Origin of the sequence: Alteromonas halophila (assembly GCF_014651815.1) — a bacterium.
GTDB lineage: Bacteria > Pseudomonadota > Gammaproteobacteria > Enterobacterales > Alteromonadaceae > Alteromonas > Alteromonas halophila.
In genome coordinates, this window is the sequence record NZ_BMXP01000002.1 from 463,483 (window position 1) to 486,017 (window position 22,535).

The following is a 22,535-nucleotide window of genomic DNA, read 5'->3' on the forward strand; positions in this document are numbered from 1 at the left end:
GTCAGGATTGACTACCAGTTGCAGTAATATCTAAGGCAAGGTGGTGCGGTTTCACTACGTTTTCGCACCTTCCCTGGTGCTGACCGCTAACTGGCTAAAAATACCTGTTGTTTTAAAGACTCTGCGAGCTTCTCAATGCCCCGCTGAGACAAGTGACTGGTATCCCAGAAATAAGGGTATTTGTTGCGGAGCAGTTCACATTCGTCTTTTTCACAGAAAACGGCGTGTTTATCAAACACCTTTACTTTGTCGCTCAGTTGGTGAAGTTTTTCATTCTTTGACATTACTTTGTCATTACTGGAACCCAGCGTATAGGTTGTCTGTAAACTGCCGACTTGCGTAACCAGTTCGACGACAGGCACGTTTAACATAGGGCCGATCGTGGATACATAAATCGGTACATCAGCATACACCTCTTCTTCGAGGTCGCGGATGAAGGCATCCAACCCCGTTTCATCTAAAAACGCAGAAGCAAAGATAATCCCCTTTATTTTTTCGTTATTCTGGATAAATAGCCGGTTGATGTCGTCGAGCATATTGAAGCAGTCGCGTGTCGACGAGGCGCCAAGATTGTAGGCGGCCGGCGCACAACTACTTTGATACAACATGCTGAATTTAGTCTCAGGGTAGGCAATGTTTAAAGCGTTTAAAAAGTCTCTGCCATGGCTGTCGCCAATTATCAGAAAGCCTTCATGTTCAAAACCCTGTGCCAGGCAGTCTAAAACGTCTTCAAGCGATTTCTTTTTATTGTCCAGTACGCACAATGAGATAGCGCGATTATTTTGGTTTTCTTTCCATGACTGCCGGTAAATCTGCTCGGCGTCCTGCCTGTTTTTGACTAACACTTTTAAGTCTTCAGCCAGTTTAAACCGACTGGGGAAGCCCTGGTTGACATAAATAATACTGCCTAAAAGCGCCATAATTACTGGAAATTGCAGTGATTTCGACGTTATGAAGTCTTTCGCGACCACAGCGTCTTTTTTCTTTTTTCTGCGCTTTTCGAAAAGCTGGTAACTAATACACCCAAGAAACACTGACAGGAGAATGCCTATGATGCCCGAATAGCTGCCCGTAGATGCACTGTCGAACCAGATTGCCACTGGCCAGTGCCATAAATAGATAGAGTATGACCATCGTCCTACTTTCTGGAGTAATGGTTGTTCCATCAGTATGTTTTCAGAGTGGTTGGCCAGGATAAATAGTAGTGCCCCACTCACCGGCAGCAATGTAACTATGCCTGGCCAGTGAATACTCGTCCCAGGTAACATAAAGGCACCAAGCATGAGTAGTATTCCTGTCCATTGTAGCCATTTACTGCCAGCTGCCGGATTGCGCTCTCGCGTGTAAAGCCAGACGCATCCTCCCAGCATAAATTCCCACAAACGGCTGGGAAGCAGGTAAAAGTTTAGTTCAGGGGACTGCTGGCCCAGTTTAAGGCTTAGCCAAAAACTGGCCGCGGCGAAGAATAACAATACATATTTGAGCTTGTTTAACGAAACAAATTTGCAAACAAGAGCCAGGAAAACAGGAAAGAGTAAATAAAACTGCCATTCAACAGAAAGTGACCAGGTGTGCAGCAGCCACTTTTCACTGGACGCCTGATCAAAATACCCTGATTCATGCCAGAACATAACATTTGATACGAAGGTCACTGCCCCGACGGCATGCTTTGCAAGGGTAGTTAGCGCATCCGGGCCTAACTGAAACCACCCAATTGCCAACATGCTCAGACACAGGACACTCAATGCTGGCAGAATGCGTTTAATTCGAGACAGATAAAAGCTGGAAAATGAAAAGCTGTTAGTAGCGAGTGATGACGCAATAATTTTTGTCATTAAAAAGCCTGAAATGACAAAAAAGATATCTACGCCAGCAAATCCGCCCGGCAGCAGCGCTGGATAAAAATGGAAAATGATAACCGCTATAACCGAAATGGCGCGAAGTGCATTGATATCACTTCTGAATTCCATGCTTAAACGTCCTTATTAAGCCTGTTGTTTCTGTATCTGACCTTTAAATGCAATCGACAGGTGGCCAGACATTGACATCCTTTTCTAATTTCCGACATGGTGAAATGTCAAAAGCGCACTTACACCGAGAAGGGAATAGAATAAAAAAGTATAAAGCATCGTAAATCCCCAGGCCAGTATTCCTGAGTATTCGCCACTGCGTCCCTGCCCGGTGGTTTATTGGGGGGCGACTAATTACGCGCAGCGTATCGTCAGCAAGCAATAAATAATACCATGGTCACAGGCCTTTAATCACGAAGCGATCGCCGCAGTATTTTGCCAACCGTCGATTTGGGCAATTCATCCATTACAGTAATGCTACGCGGTAACTTATAACTGGTCAGCGATTCGCGGCAGTGGGTCATGATGTCCTCTTCACTGACGTCTTCACTGACTGTGATAAACGCACATACCTGTTCGCCGGTGCGCTCATCCGGTTTCCCAACCACGGCGGCTTCCATCACACTGGGGTGGGAGGTCAGCACTTCTTCTACCTCGTTGGGGTACACATTGAAACCAGACACCAAAATCATGTCTTTTAAGCGATCGACAATCTGAATGGCGCCAGACGCGGTGCGAACGCCGATATCACCGGTTTTGAAAAAACCGTCGGCGGTCATGACGTTGGCGGTTTCGTCGTCACGTTGCCAGTAGCCCAGCATTACCTGTGGGCCCCGGGCCGCAATTTGCCCAGGCTCGTCACCCTCAACCGGTTTGTCGTGGCTGTCCAGTAACCTAATCTCTGTTTCTTCCAGCGGCGGCCCTACCGTACCAATTTCTTCTTTACCCGGATGATTGAAACACAGCACCGGCGCGGTTTCAGACAGCCCGTAACCTTCGGTGATCATACAGCCGGTTACCTCTTTCCAGATATTGACGGCGGCCTGAGTGAGCGCCGTGCCACCAGACAGCGTCAGATGCAGCTTGGAGAAGTCGAGCCTGGCAAAATCAGGATGACGGCCAAGGCCGACAAACAGCGTGTTGATGCCGGCGAACGTGGTAAAAGTATGATTTTTTAGCGTGGCAATAAAACCATCAATGTCCCGGGGATTAGGGATCAGCACAATATGGCTGCCTTTGGCGAAAAAGGCCACCATACAGACAGTAAAGGCATAAATGTGATACAGCGGCAATGGGCAGATGACTACCTCTTTGCCGTCACGAAAATTGCCGCCTAGCCTCCCTAAGGTTTGCAGGCTGTTGGCCAGTACGTTGCGGTGGCTCAGTGCCGCCCCTTTGGAGACGCCGGTCGTACCGCCGGTATACTGAAGCATACATAATTCATCGAGATCGCTGTCGGGGCGCTTAGGCAGTGTGGTGTCTGCACCCTCTGCCAGCACCTGACTCAGCGCGATTGCGTCTTGTCGGGCTGGGGCCGTACTATTATCCAACAGTTCGGTGGCCGACGTGGTGATCACGGTTTCTATGGCTGTATCGACCTGGATTGCCTCGAACTTAGGCATCAGGTCGTCCAGGATCACCAGTGCCTTCGCGCCGCTGTCGGTAAACTGATGGCGCATTTCACGCTCGGTGTACAGCGGGTTAGTATTCACCACGACCAGCCCGGCACGCAGCGCGCCGTATACGGCAATCGGATTTTGAATAAGATTAGGCAACTGGATGGCAACCCTGTCCCCGGGTCTCAGGCCGGCTTTTTCAAGAAAGTACGCAGCAACTGCGCGGGAATGACGTTCTATCTCAGCGTATGTCAGGGTCTGGCCGAGCGCGGTGTAAGTCGCTTTATCGCCGTGGGCGGCGAACACCTCTTCAATGTAGTCGGCAAGTGAATGAACATGTTCCGGGTAGTGCAGCGTACTCATAGCGGTTTTCTATTCAGACAATGTGGACTTTCTACATTAGCAAAGCCCTGCACTATTTCACACTTTGTTTACATGAATCTTCATTTATTCATGTCGTTGATGATGCCATAACATCGCGTATACCAGGCCACCCAGTAGTCCGGCCAGACACTGAAGAGCCATTCCAACCGACGAACGGGCCCCGGCGATCAGTGTTACCTGCATGATGGGCTGCATAGCCAGTAACATCACCAGCATGGCCAGCGCTCCGGCACACATACACAGCACGAGTGTCAGCATGCGGGACTGATGTTGCACCAGCCAGGAGACGATGAGCATGGCAATCAGCATGGCGCCCAGTGTTGCGCTACCATAAGCAGGTAACAGGCCCCACAAGTCATAGGCAGTCATCGACACCCAGTCAGCAACGGGAATAGCGACATCGACCTGCACGAGTCCCGTCAGCACCATCTGAGTATGCAGAATACTGGCCAGGCAGTACGTGACGACCCAGCAGGGTATAAAGCGTTTAAAAAAAGCAAAGGTGGATGTCACAGTAGTTCTCCTGAATGACCTGTATGCAGTTTTTCATGCTATGGTGATAATAATCAAGTTGTTAGGGATAGGGTTGAACAATGCGTGTGGTGCTTTTTTTGGTCGGTGTGCTGCTGTCTCTCAGGCTTAGTGCAGTCCCGCAGCCGGTAAACATCGATACCCTTGCCAGCGGACTGTCCTCGCCCTGGACGGTGGTAACCTTGCCAGATGGCCGGTATCTCATTACCGAACGAACAGGTAGCCTGGTGACGCTGCATGCCGACGGGTCAGTTCATCGACAACAGCTGAACCTGCCACAGCTGTATGTTGCCGGGCAGGGCGGCTTGCTGGATATTGCGCTGACTCAGGATTTCCGGCTCTCCAACAAGCTGCTGCTTACTTATGTCAGCGGGTCGGCCGACGCCAATACGCTGGTCGTTGCCAGTGCGACCCTGCAGGAGAATGGTGAACTGACCACACCAGAGACCGTGTTTGAAGTGACGCCGGCCCGCGCGACCCCGGTGCATTACGGTGGGCGCCTGGCGGTGCTGAATGACGGTACCTGGCTGGTCACTTCCGGTGATGGGTTTGATTATCGCGAACAGGCTCAGGAATTGTCGTCGCAGATGGGCAAAATTCTCAGGTTCCGTGAAGACGGCGAAGCGCCGGCAGATAACCCATTTAGTGAGGCGCCCTACGTGTACTCACTGGGTCACCGTAATCCTCAGGCGCTACTGGTGAGCACCCAGCGAGGGGAAATCATCAGTCATGAGCATGGGCCGGATGGGGGCGATGAAATCAATCTTATCCGCGCCGGCAATAACTATGGCTGGCCGGTGGTCACAGACGGGCTGGATTACAGCGGCGCGAAAATTTCGCCGTTTTCTGAGTATGCGGGAATGACGCCGCCAGCCGTAAACTGGACGCCGTCCATTGCGCCATCGGGAATGGCACTGTATCAGGCGGAGCGGTTTCCCGAACTCACGGGCAAGTTGCTGGTCAGTACACTCAAAAAACAACGACTGCTGGCGGTCGACCTGATGACATCTCCTCCTAAACAAATGTATCTTTTTGAGGATATTCATCAACGGATCCGGGACGTTGCGGTGGACAACAACGGCGACATTCTGGTGTTAACCGACGGAAAAGAGGCAACACTGCTCAGAGTGACACCGGCCCGCTGAAAAGGTGGTTCAGGCATCGCTGATGGCTCGACACTTCTGTACTGAGCGTGTTTTTTCAGTGTAACAGTCTGCAAGCCGATAACACGCTTAGCAGACGCCATGAGACGGTAATAGACTACGGAAAAGGAGAGCGCTGAGGTAAAGGTCAGTCTATTTGAGGCTTAGTTCATCGCTACAAAAGGAGCAAAGTATGCTTAGACAAGCCGCACGAATAATGAAACAGACTGCGCTGACAGTGTGTTTACTGATGCTGATTTCCGGCTCTGTGTCAGCGAACACCCCCGCGTATTTTACCGACGCGATTGATAAGGAATACCGGGCGCTGCTGCAACATATGGCTGACACCTTACCGGCCACCGACCAGCCGCTGGTCTATTTATCCTCCTTTACGCCGTTTAGTCTTCTGGACATTCACGCGACAAAGCTGAGCAGCGCGAAGGACCGGGAAGCCTTTACTAACTTTAATCTGGGGGTATTGGGCCGTCAGTTCCTGAACATTGATAAGAAAACGCATTCACGCCTGCCAAATCTGTTCATTTGTAAAAATAAGGCGTGTACGGATAAACGTATTAATGCGATTAGGCAGTTTCTGGACGCCGCTTCGGCTGAACTTGACGCATTTGCAGACAACAGTGCCTTATTTATTGTTCAGCAAACGTCAGCGCAGGTATACCGGGTGAACAATACATTTTACTCGCCAACCCAGCTTATTACCTACTCGCCGTCGCACCACGCCGGATTCGTGCCATCGGCGACTTACACGCTCAGCGAACCGCAGCAAAGTCCGGGGCTGATGAGACTCGCTTCTGACAGCGCAGCGTTAAGGCAGCGTATGGCAACGTACAGTGTTGCCGCCATCACCAAAGTACATGATAAAAGTATCAATGTTATTTTTGGCGGTATCAGCGATAATCACTGGGGCGTGGTTATTAATTATAACGGCGCGACTCCGGAACACGGGGCAAACAATCATATTGGCTTAAGTTATGATGTGGTGCGGGAATTGTCTGAGACGCGTTTTTATTATCAAACGAATTAGTGCTCGAATGCGCTGAGCATTTTGTCAGACCATAAGTCAGCAAGGGCTGGCACTGATCGCACCGCACGCAATGCCAAAATAGTTTCCCGTTTGCTAACACAATAGCGCGGCTGAATAACCGCTATAAATGGCGAAAACAGCAATAAAATTTAAATTTATGCGCACAACCGTTATAATTCCGCCGATTTATCAGTCATGACCTGTCCCAAGACCGTTTTATACCAATAAGACAGGATTAACCAAGAGGAAGAGATCGTGTTACAAGACTATCGCAAACACGTAGAAGAACGTGCAGCCGAAGGTATTCCGCCGAAAGCGCTGAACCCAGAACAGGTAGCCAGTCTGGTTGAGTTACTGAAGAATCCGCCTGCTGGCGAAGAAGACTACCTGCTGGAGCTGATTTCTGAGCGCGTTCCTCCTGGTGTAGATGAAGCCGCGTACGTTAAAGCAGGCTACCTGAGTGCAGTGGCGAAGGGCGAAGAGAAGAGCGACCTGATTTCCCGCGAAAAAGCCGTGGAACTGCTGGGTAACATGCACGGTGGTTATAACATCGCCACCATGATTGATCTGCTTGATGATGAGGCGCTGGCGCCACTGGTAGCGAAGGAACTTAAGCACACCCTGCTGATGTTCGATGCATTCCACGATGTAGAAGAAAAGCACAAGGCCGGTAATAGCTACGCGACGGATGTCATCAAGTCCTGGGCTGAAGGCGAATGGTTTACGTCTCGTAAGAAAATGGACGAGAAAATGACCTACACCGTGTTTAAGGTGACCGGTGAAACCAATACCGACGATTTGTCGCCTGCGCCGGATGCCTGGTCACGCCCTGATATTCCGCTGCACGCCCGTGCCATGTACAAAATGAAGCGTGACGGCTTAAACCCGGAAGTCGACGGTGAAGTCGGCCCAATGTCACAAATTGAAGACGTGAAAAGTAAGGGCCACCCGGTTGCCTTTGTAGGCGACGTCGTCGGTACTGGCTCGTCACGTAAGTCGGCGACCAACTCTGTGCTGTGGTTCTTTGGTGAAGACATGCCTGGTGTGCCGAATAAACGCGGTGGCGGTGTCTGTATTGGCAGTAAGGTTGCCCCTATCTTCTTTAACACCATGGAAGATGCCGGTGCGCTGGTGTTTGAAGCCGATGTTGAAAAAATGCACATGGGCGATGTGATCGACATCTATCCGTTCGAAGGCAAAATCACCAACCATGAAACCGGTGAAGTACTGGCTGAGTACAGCTACAAATCAAAGGTCATTCTGGACGAAGTACGCGCTGGTGGCCGTATTAATCTTATCATTGGCCGTGGCCTGACCGATAAAGCCCGTGAAGCGCTGGGCCTTGGCCCAACGGATCTGTTCCGTAAGCCGGAACAGCCAAAAGACAGCGGCAAGGGGTATACCCTGGCGCAGAAAATGGTAGGTAAAGCCTGCGGCATGGAAGGCGTACGCCCTGGCACCTACGTGGAACCCAAAATGACCACCGTCGGCTCGCAGGACACCACCGGTCCGATGACCCGTGACGAACTTAAAGATCTGGCGTGCCTTGGCTTTACTGCCGATTTAACCATGCAGTCTTTCTGTCACACTGCGGCATACCCTAAGCCGGTAGACATTGAAACCCAGCATACACTGCCAGATTTCATCATGAACCGCGGCGGTGTGTCTCTGCGTCCGGGCGACGGTATTATCCACAGCTGGCTGAACCGTATGCTGCTGCCCGATACCGTTGGTACCGGTGGTGATTCGCACACCCGCTTCCCGCTGGGTATTTCCTTCCCGGCAGGCTCGGGGCTGGTCGCGTTCGCAGCGGCAACCGGCGTGATGCCACTGGATATGCCAGAATCCATTCTGGTGCGCTTTAAAGGTAAGCGTCAGCCTGGCATTACCCTGCGTGACCTGGTGCACGCGATCCCGCTGTACGGCATTAAAGAAGGCCTGCTGACGGTTGAGAAGAAAGGTAAGATCAATGCCTTCTCAGGCCGCGTGCTTGAAATTGAAGGTCTGGAGGACTTAACGGTTGAGCAGGCGTTTGAATTGTCTGACGCCTCTGCTGAACGTTCTGCAGCCGGTTGTACTATCAACCTGTCAGAAGAGTCGATTGCCGAATACCTGCGCTCTAACATCACTATGCTGCGCTGGATGATCAACGAAGGCTACGGCGATCCGCGTACCCTTGAGCGTCGTGCACAGAAGATGGAAGAATGGCTGGCCAGCCCTGAACTGATGCGTGCTGATAAAGATGCAGAATACGCAGAAGTGATTGAGATTGACCTTGATGAAATCAAAGAGCCAATTGTCTGCTGCCCGAACGATCCGGATGATGCCAAGACCCTGTCTGACGTTGCCGGTGACAATGTGGACGAAGTCTTCATTGGGTCGTGCATGACCAACATTGGTCACTTCCGCGCCGCCGGTAAGTTACTTGAGAAGTACAACAAGACGCTGCCGACCCGTCTGTGGATGTCGCCTCCGACCAAAATGGATAAAGCCCAGCTGATGGAAGAGGGGTATTACAACATTTATGGCCGTGTAGGTGTGCGTACTGAAATGCCGGGCTGTTCACTGTGTATGGGTAACCAGGCACGGGTTGAGCCGGGTGCGACGGTACTGTCTACCTCTACCCGTAACTTCCCTAACCGTCTTGGTGATGGTGCTAACGTGTACCTGACCTCTGCCGAACTGGCGGCGGTGGGTGCCATCGTAGGTAAAATTCCTACCGCTGATGAGTACATGGAATTCGCCGGTAAGATTGACTCAATGGCAGCCGATGTTTATCGCTATCTGAATTTCGATCAAATCGAGAGCTTCAAGAAAGCAGAAGACGATGCCAAGGCCAAGATCATTCCAACATTGAATGTTGCCTGATTTGGCGTATACACTGACAAGCCGGGCACCGTAAGGGCCCGGCTTTTTTTATGTCTGAAGGAAGGGTTATGAAACGAGTGGTTCATCAGAGTCTGGGGTTATGTATTGCACTGTTACTGTTTGCCTGTAGCGGTCATGCGCAGCAGGACGTGTCGTTCGAATCGGCCACGGTGACAATGGCGGGGAATACTTACCAGGTAGAGTTTGCCAAATCTTTTGAGCAACGTGCCCGTGGGCTGATGTTTCGTGAAACGCTGTGTAGCGACTGTGGCATGCTGTTTCATTTTACGCCGCCCAAGCGCGCCGGTATGTGGATGAAGAATACGCTCATCCCGCTGGATGTGGCATTTATTGATGAGCAAGGGGTAATCACTGATATTAAGCCGCTCCAACCGCATGATCTGACCTCGGTCAGCGCCTCTCAGACTGTATCCTACGCATTAGAAATGAATCAGGGCTGGTTTGCTACGCATAATATACAAGAAGGTGACCAGATCATTATCAATCACGAATAAGCAGTGCCGCACTGCTTTTCGTTGCTATCGGAGTTTATTGTGACCAATGCCTTAACCATCGCCAAATTTGGCGGAACCAGTGTTGCCAGTTACCCGGCGATGCAAAATTGTGCCCGTATCGTTGCTGGCAATGAGAACACCCGCATCGTGGTCGTCAGTGCCGCTGCAGGCGTGACCAATCACCTGGTGACACTGGCCCACACCGCGCTAACCCAGGAACAGATTGACGAAACCTGTGATGCGGTGCGTGATATTGAATTTGCTATTCTGAATGCGCTGAAAGATAAATCGGCCGTTGAGGACAAGCTGAACGATTTGCTGGAAGAAATGCGCGCACTGGCACTGCACGAGGAAATCCTGCATCGCCACGATCTAAAAGATCAGCTGTTATCCATGGGCGAACGGATGTCCTCACTGCTGTTTGCTGAAGTGCTTGCTGAGCAGGGCGCCAGCAGTATGAATTTTGATGTGCGCAAAGTACTGCGCACCGACAGTGAATTTGGTGCGGCCTCACCGGATATTGCCACCATTCAGACACTGGCTGGTCAGTTGCTGAAGCCTGAAATGGACAGTGCTGTGGTGGTCACTCAGGGGTTCGTCGGTGCCGATCAGCAGGGGCGTACCACCACACTTGGCCGGGGAGGGTCGGACTTTACCGCGGCACTGCTGGCCGAAGCCCTGGGGGCAGAAGCCTGTGAAATCTGGACCGATGTAACCGGTGTGTATTCCACCGATCCACGCATCACGGATGCGGCGCGGCCTTTGCCGGAACTGAGCTTTGAAGAAGCCGCTGAAATGGCCACCTTTGGCGCTAAAGTATTGCATCCGGCTACGATGGAGCCAGCACTGCGTAAAAACATAAAGGTATTTGTGGGCTCCAGCAGGGAGCCTGAAAAAGGCGGCACCTGGATCATGCGTGACTGCAGTGAAGAACCGCCCTATCGCGCGATTACCCGCCGTAAAGAGCAGGTCATGGTGACAGTGAAAACGCCGAAAATGATGTACGCACAGGGCTTTCTGGAGCAGGTATTTGCAATTATCGCCAAGCACCGCTTGAGTGTGGATTTGGTCACGACCTCAGAAATCTCAGTATCTTTCACCCTGGATAATCCGGCGAATTCAGTGGCGCAGCGTCTTAATAAGGAAACCATCGCCGAGCTTGAGACAATCTGTGATGTCAAAGTAGAAAGTGGTTTTGATCTGGTCACGGTGGTGGGTAACAACATGCAGTCAGCCCCAGGCATAACCAGCAATATTTTTGCGGCGGTGACCAGTTACAACCTGCGTATGATTTGCTTTGGCGCTAACCCCCATAATATGTCATTTCTGGTTAGCGAAGCGGTCAGCAGTGATGTCGTGAAGGATCTGCATACGGCACTATTTCAGTAACTAGCTGGCTGTCTGGCCAGCTTATGTCAGACGCAATACGTAGGTACGATGGCATGCCCGCATAGATTTAACGCGGGCATGCTGGATTAAATGGTCTGGTCGCGCGTTAGCCGAAGTGTAAGGCTGATTAGCATTGGTGTACCGGTGCAGGCTAGCGACAGTTCAGGGTCCATAGGTTAGCTGGCTGGTGGCTGGAGCAACCGGTCAGTGTTTATTGAGGGAGGGGGGATGCTCAGTCTGCGTCGGGCAACGGGACTTACAGGTCGCGCGATGAGCCTCCGAAAAGGACTGGCTTCGGCCAGTATGCTTGGACTGTTGGCGGTATCTGCATATTGTCCGGCGATAAGGGCGGCAGAGCCGGTCACGTTTGTCAGCCTGTCTTACGATGACGCTCTTGAAAGTCAGTTGGTTAATGCTGTGCCTGCTCTGGAGCGCGTTGACTTCAACGCTTCTTTTTATCTGGTGCCGTCTTACCCCGGGTTCAGTCAGTTCAGAGACCAGTGGGCGTCTTTGCCTGAGCTTGGGCAAGAGTTAGGAAATCACAGCTTTACCCACCCGTGTCGCGGAAGTCTTAACGGCAGAGAGTGGGTCGCGCCGGATAATGACCTGGACGCACTTTCGGTTAAGGAAATGCAACAGCAGGTGATAAGCGCCAACCATGCTTTGCGGGCACTGGATAACACGCAGACAAGAACCTATACCTTGCCCTGTGGGGATACGCGCGCCGCGGGTCATAATTACCTGAGTGCGATTTCGCCTTACGTGTATGCTATCAAGGGCCATACCCTTGCATCGCAAAATGAAATCATCATTGCGCCAGCCGGTGAAACGGGCGCTGAACTTATCGCGTTACTTAAGGCGCAGCCAGACTCCGTCCGGATCATCAATATCATCTTTCATGGCATTGGGGGAGATTATTTGTCCGTTAGCAGTCAGGCACATCAGGCGTTACTCACCTATTTAGACGCTAACCGGCATCGCTACCACGTTAATACCTATCTGAACATTGTCAGACAGATTAGAAAGAGTGATGAAGGCGCACCAGAATCGCCCAGCGCGCAGTAGAAAATCGTCGAAGGCGACGGGCGGCACGTGTTACGTTTTGCACTGCCCGTTTGCTTAATCAGGGTGTGGTCTCGTCGTATTGCGACAGCTCATTGTAGTTGATCATTGAACGCAGCTCTTCACCATACTCCTCCCCACGCTCTGAGTATTTATTCAGCCCCCAGGTCAGGGCCAGGCCGGAAACCGGTTTATCTTCATCACGAAGCGAGGACCTAATATCCCGAAGCGGCGCATAGGCATCGTGGCGATTGATATTCAGCATGTAGCTTTCAACAGAGTCGCTGGGTGCACGAAAATCAGCCACTTCATGGGTTTTACCCGTGTCCCGGCTGCTGGGAACAATGCCACAGCCCTTTTTAAAGCACCATTGCCCGAAAAAGTTATTGCCCTGCCGGGCAAAGCGGGATGTGCCCCACGCACTTTCGTTGGCTGCCTGCGCGAGGGCGAGCGAAACAGGAACAATATCAACGCGGTCCAGGAGGGCGTCACACGTGGCCGCTGGCGACAAGCTCTCACCATCAACCCGGTACGCGGTTGCCAGCTTTTTCAGTGATGCGGTGTCAGGGCTGTCCTTCGAACATGCTGTTTGTATTTGCTGCCGCTTTTCCATGATCTCCGTGTTGAGTTCGCTGACGATGGGCGCAAAGTAGCTAAAAAACGCGGCTTTACGTTCTGGTCCTGCCGGGTACTGAGAGAAGTCCGGCGCTGATTCTTTGGCGAAAAAGCTAAACCAGACAGCAATTAAAACAACAATAAATGCGACAATCGCGAGTAATACGGTATTTTTCTTTGTTTTCATTCTTTTCTTATCACCATTCTTCATTTGCATACCTATAACAGTAGGTAAGAAGCGTCCGGTCTGGCAAGTTAATCTTGTTTCATTCGGTCTGCCAGGCGTCGAAGCATTATAAATAGGAAATGGAAATAGAAATGGTTATCATTTGTGTTGTTTGTGGTAGGCTTGCCGCATTCTGGGGAAAACACGCAAAAGGAAACACTATGCCTCACATCAGATCCGCACTTAGCAAAGCGACGCTTTTATTATTCGCTGCATCAGCCACGGCACAAACACAATCATCCGATAACAATGAAAGCGAGCTGGAACATATTGAAGTCAACCCTTTGCAGTCGTACAGAAGCACCGCGACCAAATCGTCACTCAGACCGATTGATGCGCCGGTAAGTATTGATGTTATTGACCAGGAACTGCTGCAGCTTCGTCAGGCAGATAGTGTGAATAAAGCGTTGCGCTATGTGTCGGGTGTGACAACTGAGAGCCGGCCAACTATCACTATTTTTGACCAGTTTACTATCCGCGGCTTTACTACCTACCAGACGTTCTATGACGGCTTACCGCTGCTTACAAATAACAGCTGGAACCTGTACCCACAGGTGGATGCCTTTGCCACAGCCTCCCTTGAAATTCTCAAAGGACCCGCGTCTTCCCTGTATGGCCTGGTACCGCCGGGTGGGCTTGTCAATCAGGTAGCGAAATATCCGCAGGATACGTCCCAAACCCTCGTACGTGCGGTTGTCGGTTCCGACAGCCTTACCGAGCTCGGTGTGGATAGCAGCGGCGCGTTAAATGACGTCAGTCGCTACCGTCTGGTTGCTCTTGCGCGAGCACGTGATGGCTATCAGGACACGACAGAAACAGAACGTTATACGCTGGCACCATCCGTAACTATGGATATTTCAAAGGCGACAGAGCTGACACTTTCTGCGTACTATCAGGACGACCCTCAAATGGTACCGTCCACGCCGCTGCCAGGCATCGGCACGCTCTATGACGCGCCTTATGGAAAGCTGGCCCCTGACACTTATGCCGGTGATGAAAACTGGAACGAATTTTCACGTGAAGTGCTGATGCTGGGCTACAAACTTAATCATCAGATCAATGACGACTGGTCATTGTTACAAAAACTTCGCTACACCGATGCCGACGCATTGCAGCGAAACACATACCACAACGCACTTGCTGAGGACAATGTCACGCTGCAGCGTGCTGCCTACTCGACCGACGAGCATATTGATGGGGTAACCGTCGATACACAGCTGGCCGGCGCTCTGGACACCGCAGGGGTGTTTCATCAGGTGCTGGTGGGGGTCGACTATCAGAAGTCTGATTCACAGGTTGCGTACCGCGACACACTGGGAACGTCAACGCCAACTCTGAACCTGGCTGACGTGAACAATAACCTGTTTGATAAAGATGCACTGCCGCTTTCCTTTTATCAGGAAGATCATCAGATTGATATTCGCCAGCTCGGTATTTATGTGCAGGATGAAATGTCGCTGGGCAACCTGACACTGCTGTTAAACGGCCGGTACGATCAGTATGACAGCAGTGATGTTGTCGCCAATGTCTATGCTGGCAGTGCCTACGGAAGTCAGGCGGACATCGAACAGTCGGAGTTTTCAGGCCGGGCAGCGGCGATGTACAGCTTTGACTCTGGCTGGCGGGTTTACGCGAATTATGCCGAGTCGTTCGAGCCTGTAGCCGGCATGGATGCAGAAACGCAAACGGCTTTTGAGCCGACCACGGCCAGCCAGTTTGAAGTCGGTACTAAATTCCGCAGTCGCGGCGGTCAGACGACATTTACCGGCGCATACTTTATTCTTTCTAAGCAAAACGTGGTCGTGAATACGCCTGATTTTGCCCGCCGGACGCAAAATGGTGAGGTTGAGTCAAAAGGTGTGGAATTGGCAGTGGATACGCAGTTAGGTGACAACCTCACTGTCCAGGCCAATGCGACATTGCTGGCCATGGAGGTTACTGATAACCCGCTGGATACGGCGCTGGTGGGAAAGACACCGGTCTGGGTTGCTGAGGAAACGGCGTCACTGTGGGCTAACTACTTCTTTGATGGCGCGGCAAGCGGGCTTATGGTCGGTACGGGGATACGCTATGTGGGTGAGACGCAGGCGGATAAATATAACAGTGACACAGTCCCTTCATATACACTCGTTGATGCCGTAATCACGTACACCTTACCCCAGTACGACACCAAAGTGACAGGTAGCATAAGCAATCTGACAGACAAAACATATGTCGGAGCTTGCTTCGATACCGCTAACTGCTGGTATGGCGCACAGCGGCGAATAGAAGTTGGCATTGAAAAGCGGTTCTGAACAATTAATCTGGTAGTCATGACGTCACACGTGGTGTGATGATTGCCTGGCTCTGCAGCTACTCAGGCACTGTGGGGGCGTCGAAGAATGCTGGCGGAACCTTATAACGTTCGGCAATTTGTGCCAGTTCACCGCTAAGGCGCAGTTGCCGGACGCCATCATCAAGCGCGCTGGCAAGTTCCTGGTGCGCCGCTACTGCCGGAGAAAACGCGATATAGCATGGCTGAAACCTGAATGGGTTACGGCGCTGTTTCGGAGTTGAAAAAATAAAACAGGGCACCCTCTGGTGCCCTGTTTTGAAGCAGTTAAGTCAATCCCGCAGTCAATACCTGCGTGACTGTTACACTTTGAACTGGCGGATAGATTGCTGCAACTCGTCAGCCAGACGCGCAACCTCGTTACTGGAGTCAGACGTTTGTTGCGCACTGGACGTAGTTTCCTCGGCAATACCGACAATGGTTTCCAGCTTCTCGCTGATTTCCTGTGATACGGTATTTTGCTCACGGGCCGATTGTTCAATCTGCGAGCTGACATCATGGGCCTTATGCACTGCATCGGAAATAATATCCAGTGCTCTGGTAGCCTTATCTGTCTGCTCAACACACAGTGCAGTCTGCTCTTTACCCTGATCCATTACAGATACAGCTCGCTCTGCACCGGCCTGCAGAACTTCAATCATATCGTTGATTTCCTGCGTCGATTCCTGTGTCCGGCTGGCAAGCGTTCGTACCTCATCAGCCACGACGGCAAAACCGCGACCCTGCTCACCCGCGCGGGCAGCCTCAATGGCAGCATTCAGTGCCAGCAGGTTGGTCTGATCGGCAACGCCGCGAATAACATCCAGAATGCCGCCAATGCTGGCACTGTCCTGATGCAGTTTATTAATAACATCAGCCGCATCCTCTACATCGCGGGACAGCGTTTCAATGGTGTGCTTATTCTCAAGCGAAATCTTACGCACATTCTCGGCTTCAGTATCGGCATGGCGAATCTGGCTCAGGGTGTCTTCGGCATTTTGCATAACCAGCTGCGACGTGGAGTGCATTTGCGTGGTCGCCGTTGCTACCTGGGCAATCTGTGATTTCTGATTCTGAATCGAGTGAGTTGCCTGCGTGGTCACCGTCGAGGTTTCTTCCGATGCCGCAGCCAGTTGATCGGCCCGCGCATTGATGCCTGCAATCAATTCTTTAAGGTTACCAATCAGCTTATTACAGTTACGTGCCAGCTGACCAAATTCATCCTGCGCAGAATCGTCCATGGTGTGGGTCAAATCCCCGGAGGACGCGATATTGAGTAACTCATTGACCCGGTTAAGCGGGCGGGTAATCGCGCGCACTGTGATATAACCAATCAGGGTCGCAATGGCCACTGAGACCAGCACCACGACAATCACGAAAATATTGCCGTTTGACACTGATGAACGCACTTCGCTGTCGATACTTTTGGCCTTGGTGTTGGCCAGGGCCAGCAGTTTCTCAATGTCCTTGGTTGCTTCAGTGATGTTCTTGTCTGATGCATTCAGTGACTGCTCGGCAGCGTTACGGTGCTCCAGACGGTCAACGTGTAGCTGAACCACACCGTCAGAGGCGGTAATGGCATTAATGGCGTTATTCACCAGGTCATTGATTTCTGCCAGTGAGCCTGACGCATCGTCGCCATCGGCGGCGTCCATCATCTCAGAGAGTTGCTCGGCCACTTTATCGACAACCAGGTTCACTTCATTGCCAATGGTATCGGCACGTACCAGCGTATCGGTTTTAATGTATTCATACGAAACGGTGAGCAGTGACAACAATGATGTTTCAAGCTGGCTGCCAATCTCGGCGGCCTCCTGAAGGTTAGGGTTGTTTTCTACTTCTTCAAGGAATGAAAAGTCCAGCAGGTAGGTAGACGCATCATCGGCGCTGAATTCAGCTTCGTCCAGCTTATCAGTAATCGAGTTGCGCAGATTCATGTACGAGCGGTGATGGTCATACATCTGCTCCACGTTGCTGATGTAGTCGTCGTAGGAGGTTTTCACGTTAGCCAGTGATTTTTTCATATCCGCATCATTGGCCACTGCGCTGGCAAGCCGCCCGTATTGCTCGTCGAAGTTTTCCCGACTCTGCGAGTAGCTGGTATATTTTTCCTCGAGCCCGGCTAAATCCTCTTCTATGTAGGCTTCGAAGGTAAGCCTGCCCATATTAAGGAAACTGGCTTTCATCCCATTACTCTCTGATAAAGTCGGCAGTGCGACTGTATTAACCTCTTCAGTGGCATTACCCACATTATTGAGATTAACCAGAGAGACCGCACTGATGACTATAAGTAACAGGCTGATTGCAACAAACCCACCTATTACCCGCATCGCTATTGTAACTTTCATCGGAACTCCTGATGCTCAACGTTTTCTTTTTATGGAGATATTCTACCTGCCGGGAAAGACAAAATATACTGCTTAGTCGTGCTTCCCGAACAGACCGCCGGTTTACTGCGTCAGGCTTCCTGCCAATATCCTGCGGCTTTAGGGGGTGGCCAGAGCATGTGAATGGTTACCACCGTCATTATTATATCGTCAGCCCTGCGTCGTTCTTAAGCCGCAGATACCAAACTTATTCACATTGCGTTGCATACGGACAGTGTTGAAGTAAAAAGTTTTTATACAGTGCGCAGGCTGACTGGCGATAAAAGTGACATCGGGTTCAGGCGGCAACCTGTATCAGACGATTGTCTTCCAGTCGCAGCGCGGTCATTGTCTGCCCCCAAACATAACCAGTATCCAGCGCAATAAACTGATTATCCTGGGTGTTTCCCTCAAGGGCAGCCCAGTGACCGAACACGATTTTTTCTTCTTTTTTCAGGGAAGGGTTGGAAACAGCAAACCAGGGGGCAAGGTCCGCCGGTGCCTGAGCGGGGTTACTCTTCGTGGCGAACTCCAGGCTTTTATCCGGCCCGATGAAGCGCATGCGGGTGCAGGCATTTACAATAAACCGCTGACGAGAAACAGTGTCTAACTGTTCATCCCAGTGGCTCGGTGTATTGCCATACATCGTTTCCAGCATGGCGTTAAAATCATCGGCACGCAGCCGCGCACTAAGTTCGTCGCTCATCGCCAGTAACTGCGATATAGACCACCCCGGGTACAGCCCTGCATGAACCATGGTATGCGTATCATTGAGCCGGCAGGCAAGCGGGAACTGGCGTAGCCAGTCAATCAGCGAATCGAACTGTGGTGAATTGAGAAGCTGGGAAAGGTTGTCGTTGCTTTTCGCCTGACGGATCCCCTGACTGACCGCCAGCAAGTGCAGATCATGGTTACCCAGAACGGCATGAAAAGCATCGCCCAGGTCGCGCAGATACTCCAGCGTTGACAACGAGTCATCGCCACGTGCGACCAGATCGCCTACGGCATAGAGTTTATCCCTGCCAGGCTTAAAGCGGGCTTTTTCCAACAGTTTTTTCAAGCCGCTATAGCAGCCCTGTATGTCGCCGACTACAAGCGTCTGCGAACCCATACACACCTCAGAAGTTAGTTGATTAGATTAGGTACCGCGAGGCGGAACACATCAATATTGGCACGAAAAGGGGAGCCATCAGCGCGTTCCATTTCGTAGTAGCCCTGCATACTGCCTACCGGGGTATCCAGAATCGCACCACTGGTGTACTGGTATTCATCGCCTGCGTCGATTACCGGTTGTTTGCCTACAACACCATCGCCAGAGACTTCAGTGGTTTTGCCGTTGGCATCGGTAATAAGCCAGTAACGGGACAATAACTGCACGGGTTGCTGACTGCGGTTGCTAATCGTTACCTGATAAGCAAAGGCATACTGGTCCGGCTTTTCTGTTACGTGATCAGGTAAGTGCCGGGTTGCCACATGGATGAGGATCTGTGGATCGGTTGTGATCATAGACAATCTCCGCCCTGCTCATAAACAAAATTGGCCAGTGAGGCGAAGTCATGCAGCGTCAGCACTTCCGCGCGTACACCCGGGTCAATTTCCAGATTAGCAATGTCCTGCTCACTAATACAGTCTTTTAGCGCATTTCGGATAGTTTTCCTGCGCTTGTTAAAGGCCAGCGCACACACACGTTCCAGGGTGTCAACAGAATGTACATTCACCGGTGAGGTCGGGTGGGGCACAAGGCGCACTACAGCAGAGTCGACTTTCGGTGGCGGCTTAAATGCCCCAGGCGGTACGGTAAGCACCGGGATCACGCGGCAGTAATATTGTGCCATGACAGAAAGCCGGCCATAGTTTTTAGAGCCAGGACCGGCTGCCAGACGGTTCACCACTTCTTTTTGCAGCATGAAATGCATATCACTGATGTGTTCAGCATAGTCAAACAAATGAAACATCAGTGGTGTGGAAATATTGTACGGCAAGTTACCGAACACTCTGAGTTTCTTTTCCTTATCTGGCATTGCCGCAAGCAGCGATGAAAAGTCCAGTGTCAGGGCGTCCTGTTCAATAATGTTCAGTTTGTCAGCATGAAACGGATGGTGACGCAGGCGTTTTGCCAAATCGCGGTCTAATTCGATAACGGTGAGTCTGTCGACCTGTTCACAGACAGGGTCGGTCAGCGCCCCCAGTCCAGGGCCTATTTCTACCAGGTTGTCACCGTTGTCAGGTTGTATTGCAGAGACAATTTTGTCGATAACATAGTCATCGTGTAAAAAGTTCTGGCCAAAACGTTTTCGGGCCGTGTGCCCCAGATGAGTTTTGCTCATTGTTGATGCTGTGCCAGTTCAATTGCTTTTTGTAAGGCTTTGCTGAAGCTGCCTGAATCGGCCTTGCCACTGCCAGCCAGATCGAGCGCTGTGCCATGATCCACGGACGTTCGTATAAACGGCAGGCCAAGCGTGATATTCACCGAAGCGCCAAACCCTTTGTATTTTAATACGGGCAGGCCCTGGTCATGGTACATCGCCAGTACCACATCGGCCTGTTCCAGATATTTAGGCTGGAAGATTGTGTCCGCAGGGAGCGGGCCGGTGATGTTCAGTCCTTCTGCGCGCAGTTCGTCGAGCGCCGGATTAATGACCGTAATTTCTTCTTTACCAATATGGCCGTCTTCGCCGGCATGCGGATTCAGTCCGCAGACAAAAATATGGGGCTGACGGATCCCAAACTTTAGCTTGAGGTCGGTATTAATGATGTGGATCACTTTGTAGAGCCGGTCGCGGGTTATTGCGCGGGCTACATACTCAAGCGGAATATGGGTGGTTGCCAGGGCGACATTCAGGCCTTCGGTTGCCAGCAGCATCACCACATCCATGGTGTTGGACTGATGCGCAAAAAATTCGGTGTGGCCACTAAATGACACCCCTGCCTGATTAATAATGCCTTTATGCACCGGACCTGTGACTACTGCGTCGAAGTCTCCGTTGATATTGGCCTGACAAGCCTGGCGTAACGTTTCGACCACGTAAAGACCATTGGCACTATTCAGTTCGCCGGCAACCACCGGCTCTGCTACGTCTACCTGGCTCACAAATAACTCGCCGGGCTCCGGTAAGCGGGTCATCGCTGTGTCAAACGGTGTCAGGGTTAGCGGCAAGCCGAGCTCAGCTGCACGGGCCTGCAGCATGGAGCCGTCGGCAAAAACCACCGGTTGCGCAGTCCATGCGCCCTGCGCCAGCTGAATAATCAGGTCAGGCCCGATACCAGCCGGCTCGCCTGGCGTTACGGCTATTTTGAGAGGTGCTGTCATACTGAGTCCGCTTAACTATCCAGAACTTCAATATAAGCTGAATCTCGCATTTCACGCATCCAGGCTTCAGACTCTTCCGAGAATTTACGGTTAAAGATTAGCTGATAGGCACGGTCTTCTTTGCGTTTGTCTGTGGCATCATCAATGCGTCTGTCCAGTAACTGAATAAGATGCCAGCCGTGGCTCGAGCGAACGGGATCACTGTACTCACCCGGCTCAAGGTTAGCCAGCGCATCACGAAATGCCGGTACGTAGTTACTGGGATCGGCCCATCCAAGGTCGCCGCCGCGTAATGCTGACCCCGGATCTTCCGAGTGCTCTCTTGCCAGCTCGCCAAACTCAGCCTCTTCAGCTTTGACCTGCTCGCGGAAATCGGACAGCATTGATTTGGCTTTCTCTTCACTAAGAATGATGGACGGCTTGATCAGAATGTGGCGCGCATTGACTTCTTCGACGGTGACTTTCTCAATACCGCGCGTGTCTTTAACTTTTAGAATATGAAAACCGGCGCCACTGCGGATTGGGCCGATTAGCTCACCCTCGCTGTAATTTTGTACTGCTTCAGCGAACAGGGTTGGCATAGAGTTGATGTTCAGCCAGCCCATATCACCACCTTCCAGTGCCTCTGAGCCCGAGGATGAGGCAATCGCTATTTTGGCAAACTCAGAGCCGTTGTTTAACAGTTCAATGACTTTATCCGCACGGTCACGGGCACTGGCAATATCTTCATCCGTGGGATCTGGCGGGAAACCAATAAGAATATGCCCCAGACGGTACTCGGCCTGTTCCGCACCCTGTTCTTCAATAATTTTAACCAGGTTATTCACTTCCTGTTCGGTGATGTAAACGCGGCGGCGAACATTGGCGCGGCGAACCTCACCGATAATCATTTCTTCACGAACATCTTCCCGGTAATCTTCATAGGCAACCCCATCCTGACGCAACTGACGGCGCAGATCATCTAAGGTTGCGCCCTGGTTGGCGGCAATGTTAGTGATGGTTTGCTCAAGCTGTGGATCGCTGATTTGGATCCCCATACGCTCTGCCATTTGCATCTGCAGACTCTTGGCAATCAGGCGTTCGATGGCCTGGGTGCGCAGGGCGCGGTCAGAGGGCAGTGACTGATCGTTTTCTTTTGCGTTCTGTCTGACCTCTTCGATCAATGCCTGAATCTCACTCTCGAGTATTACACCCTGATCAACGATCACAGCGACGCGGTCAAGGCGGGTTTCCTGTGCGACACCGGAGAACGCTACCAGCGCCCCCAACAACATTGCCCGTATAATGAACTTCATAATCACTCTTTTT

The 22,535-nt window shown here is 51.5% G+C and carries 18 protein-coding genes; 7 read left to right on the forward strand and 11 right to left on the reverse strand.

All coding sequences use genetic code 11. From position 1 onward, the window contains the following. Nucleotides 1–86: 86 nt before the first annotated feature. From IE054_RS06100 to IE054_RS06110, 3 genes are all read right to left on the reverse strand, one after another. On the reverse strand, nucleotides 87–1,970 hold the full coding sequence (locus IE054_RS06100) for an acyltransferase family protein (protein ID WP_189404368.1): 1,884 nt from the start codon (nucleotides 1,968–1,970) through the stop codon (nucleotides 87–89). 287 nt (nucleotides 1,971–2,257) lie between these two features. Next, on the reverse strand, nucleotides 2,258–3,829 hold the full coding sequence (locus tag IE054_RS06105; protein WP_189404370.1) for an AMP-binding protein: 1,572 nt from the start codon (nucleotides 3,827–3,829) through the stop codon (nucleotides 2,258–2,260). Between the two features lie 84 nt (nucleotides 3,830–3,913). Beyond that, nucleotides 3,914–4,363: a hypothetical protein gene (locus tag IE054_RS06110; RefSeq protein ID WP_189404372.1), complete on the reverse strand. Its 450-nt coding sequence runs from the start codon at nucleotides 4,361–4,363 to the stop codon at nucleotides 3,914–3,916. A gap of 80 nt (nucleotides 4,364–4,443) precedes the next feature. Here IE054_RS06110 and IE054_RS06115 point away from each other — a divergent pair, with 80 nt between their 5' ends. The 6 genes from IE054_RS06115 to IE054_RS06140 all read left to right on the forward strand — a co-directional run bounded on the left by IE054_RS06115 (nucleotide 4,444) and on the right by IE054_RS06140 (nucleotide 12,402). Then, nucleotides 4,444–5,526 (forward strand): PQQ-dependent sugar dehydrogenase, encoded by a 1,083-nt coding sequence (locus IE054_RS06115; protein WP_189404374.1) that lies wholly within the window; start codon nucleotides 4,444–4,446, stop codon nucleotides 5,524–5,526. A 190-nt stretch (nucleotides 5,527–5,716) separates the two neighbouring features. Next, the gene (locus IE054_RS06120) at nucleotides 5,717–6,565 is read left to right on the forward strand and encodes a hypothetical protein (protein ID WP_229805020.1); all 849 of its coding nucleotides are present in this window, start codon (nucleotides 5,717–5,719) and stop codon (nucleotides 6,563–6,565) included. A 255-nt stretch (nucleotides 6,566–6,820) separates the two neighbouring features. After that, nucleotides 6,821–9,433, forward strand: coding sequence for a bifunctional aconitate hydratase 2/2-methylisocitrate dehydratase (gene acnB, locus IE054_RS06125; protein ID WP_189404376.1), 2,613 nt, complete (start codon nucleotides 6,821–6,823; stop codon nucleotides 9,431–9,433). A gap of 68 nt (nucleotides 9,434–9,501) precedes the next feature. Next, the gene (locus IE054_RS06130) at nucleotides 9,502–9,948 is read left to right on the forward strand and encodes a DUF192 domain-containing protein (protein ID WP_189404378.1); all 447 of its coding nucleotides are present in this window, start codon (nucleotides 9,502–9,504) and stop codon (nucleotides 9,946–9,948) included. A gap of 39 nt (nucleotides 9,949–9,987) precedes the next feature. Beyond that, on the forward strand, nucleotides 9,988–11,337 hold the full coding sequence (gene lysC, locus IE054_RS06135) for a lysine-sensitive aspartokinase 3 (protein ID WP_189404380.1): 1,350 nt from the start codon (nucleotides 9,988–9,990) through the stop codon (nucleotides 11,335–11,337). A gap of 270 nt (nucleotides 11,338–11,607) precedes the next feature. Next, nucleotides 11,608–12,402, forward strand: a complete 795-nt coding sequence (locus tag IE054_RS06140; protein WP_189404382.1) for a polysaccharide deacetylase family protein — start codon at nucleotides 11,608–11,610, stop codon at nucleotides 12,400–12,402. Nucleotides 12,403–12,460: 58 nt separating this feature from the next. On the opposite strand, the gene IE054_RS06145 is transcribed toward IE054_RS06140, so the two are convergent. Next, a complete protein-coding gene (locus IE054_RS06145) occupies nucleotides 12,461–13,201 on the reverse strand; it encodes a glucosaminidase domain-containing protein (RefSeq protein WP_189404384.1) in 741 nt (246 codons plus the stop codon). A gap of 200 nt (nucleotides 13,202–13,401) precedes the next feature. Between IE054_RS06145 and IE054_RS06150 the strand changes: the two genes are divergently transcribed. After that, nucleotides 13,402–15,534 (forward strand): TonB-dependent siderophore receptor, encoded by a 2,133-nt coding sequence (locus IE054_RS06150; protein ID WP_189404386.1) that lies wholly within the window; start codon nucleotides 13,402–13,404, stop codon nucleotides 15,532–15,534. 58 nt (nucleotides 15,535–15,592) lie between these two features. On the opposite strand, the gene IE054_RS06155 is transcribed toward IE054_RS06150, so the two are convergent. From IE054_RS06155 to surA, 7 genes are all read right to left on the reverse strand, one after another. Further along, nucleotides 15,593–15,814, reverse strand: a complete 222-nt coding sequence (locus IE054_RS06155; RefSeq protein ID WP_189404388.1) for a transporter substrate-binding domain-containing protein — start codon at nucleotides 15,812–15,814, stop codon at nucleotides 15,593–15,595. A gap of 60 nt (nucleotides 15,815–15,874) precedes the next feature. Then, nucleotides 15,875–17,899: a HAMP domain-containing methyl-accepting chemotaxis protein gene (locus IE054_RS06160; protein WP_189404390.1), complete on the reverse strand. Its 2,025-nt coding sequence runs from the start codon at nucleotides 17,897–17,899 to the stop codon at nucleotides 15,875–15,877. A 316-nt stretch (nucleotides 17,900–18,215) separates the two neighbouring features. Next, the gene (locus IE054_RS06165) at nucleotides 18,216–19,028 is read right to left on the reverse strand and encodes a symmetrical bis(5'-nucleosyl)-tetraphosphatase (RefSeq protein WP_189404392.1); all 813 of its coding nucleotides are present in this window, start codon (nucleotides 19,026–19,028) and stop codon (nucleotides 18,216–18,218) included. A 14-nt stretch (nucleotides 19,029–19,042) separates the two neighbouring features. Beyond that, nucleotides 19,043–19,423, reverse strand: a complete 381-nt coding sequence (apaG, locus tag IE054_RS06170) for a Co2+/Mg2+ efflux facilitator ApaG/CorD (protein ID WP_189404394.1) — start codon at nucleotides 19,421–19,423, stop codon at nucleotides 19,043–19,045. Further along, nucleotides 19,420–20,244 (reverse strand): 16S rRNA (adenine(1518)-N(6)/adenine(1519)-N(6))-dimethyltransferase RsmA, encoded by an 825-nt coding sequence (gene rsmA, locus IE054_RS06175; protein WP_189404396.1) that lies wholly within the window; start codon nucleotides 20,242–20,244, stop codon nucleotides 19,420–19,422. Before rsmA ends, apaG begins: the two co-directional genes overlap by 4 nt. Beyond that, entirely contained in the window at nucleotides 20,241–21,227 is a 987-nt protein-coding gene (pdxA, locus tag IE054_RS06180; protein ID WP_189404398.1) for a 4-hydroxythreonine-4-phosphate dehydrogenase PdxA, read from the reverse strand. Before pdxA ends, rsmA begins: the two co-directional genes overlap by 4 nt. A gap of 11 nt (nucleotides 21,228–21,238) precedes the next feature. Next, entirely contained in the window at nucleotides 21,239–22,522 is a 1,284-nt protein-coding gene (gene surA, locus IE054_RS06185; RefSeq protein ID WP_189404400.1) for a peptidylprolyl isomerase SurA, read from the reverse strand. Nucleotides 22,523–22,535 lie beyond the last annotated feature (13 nt).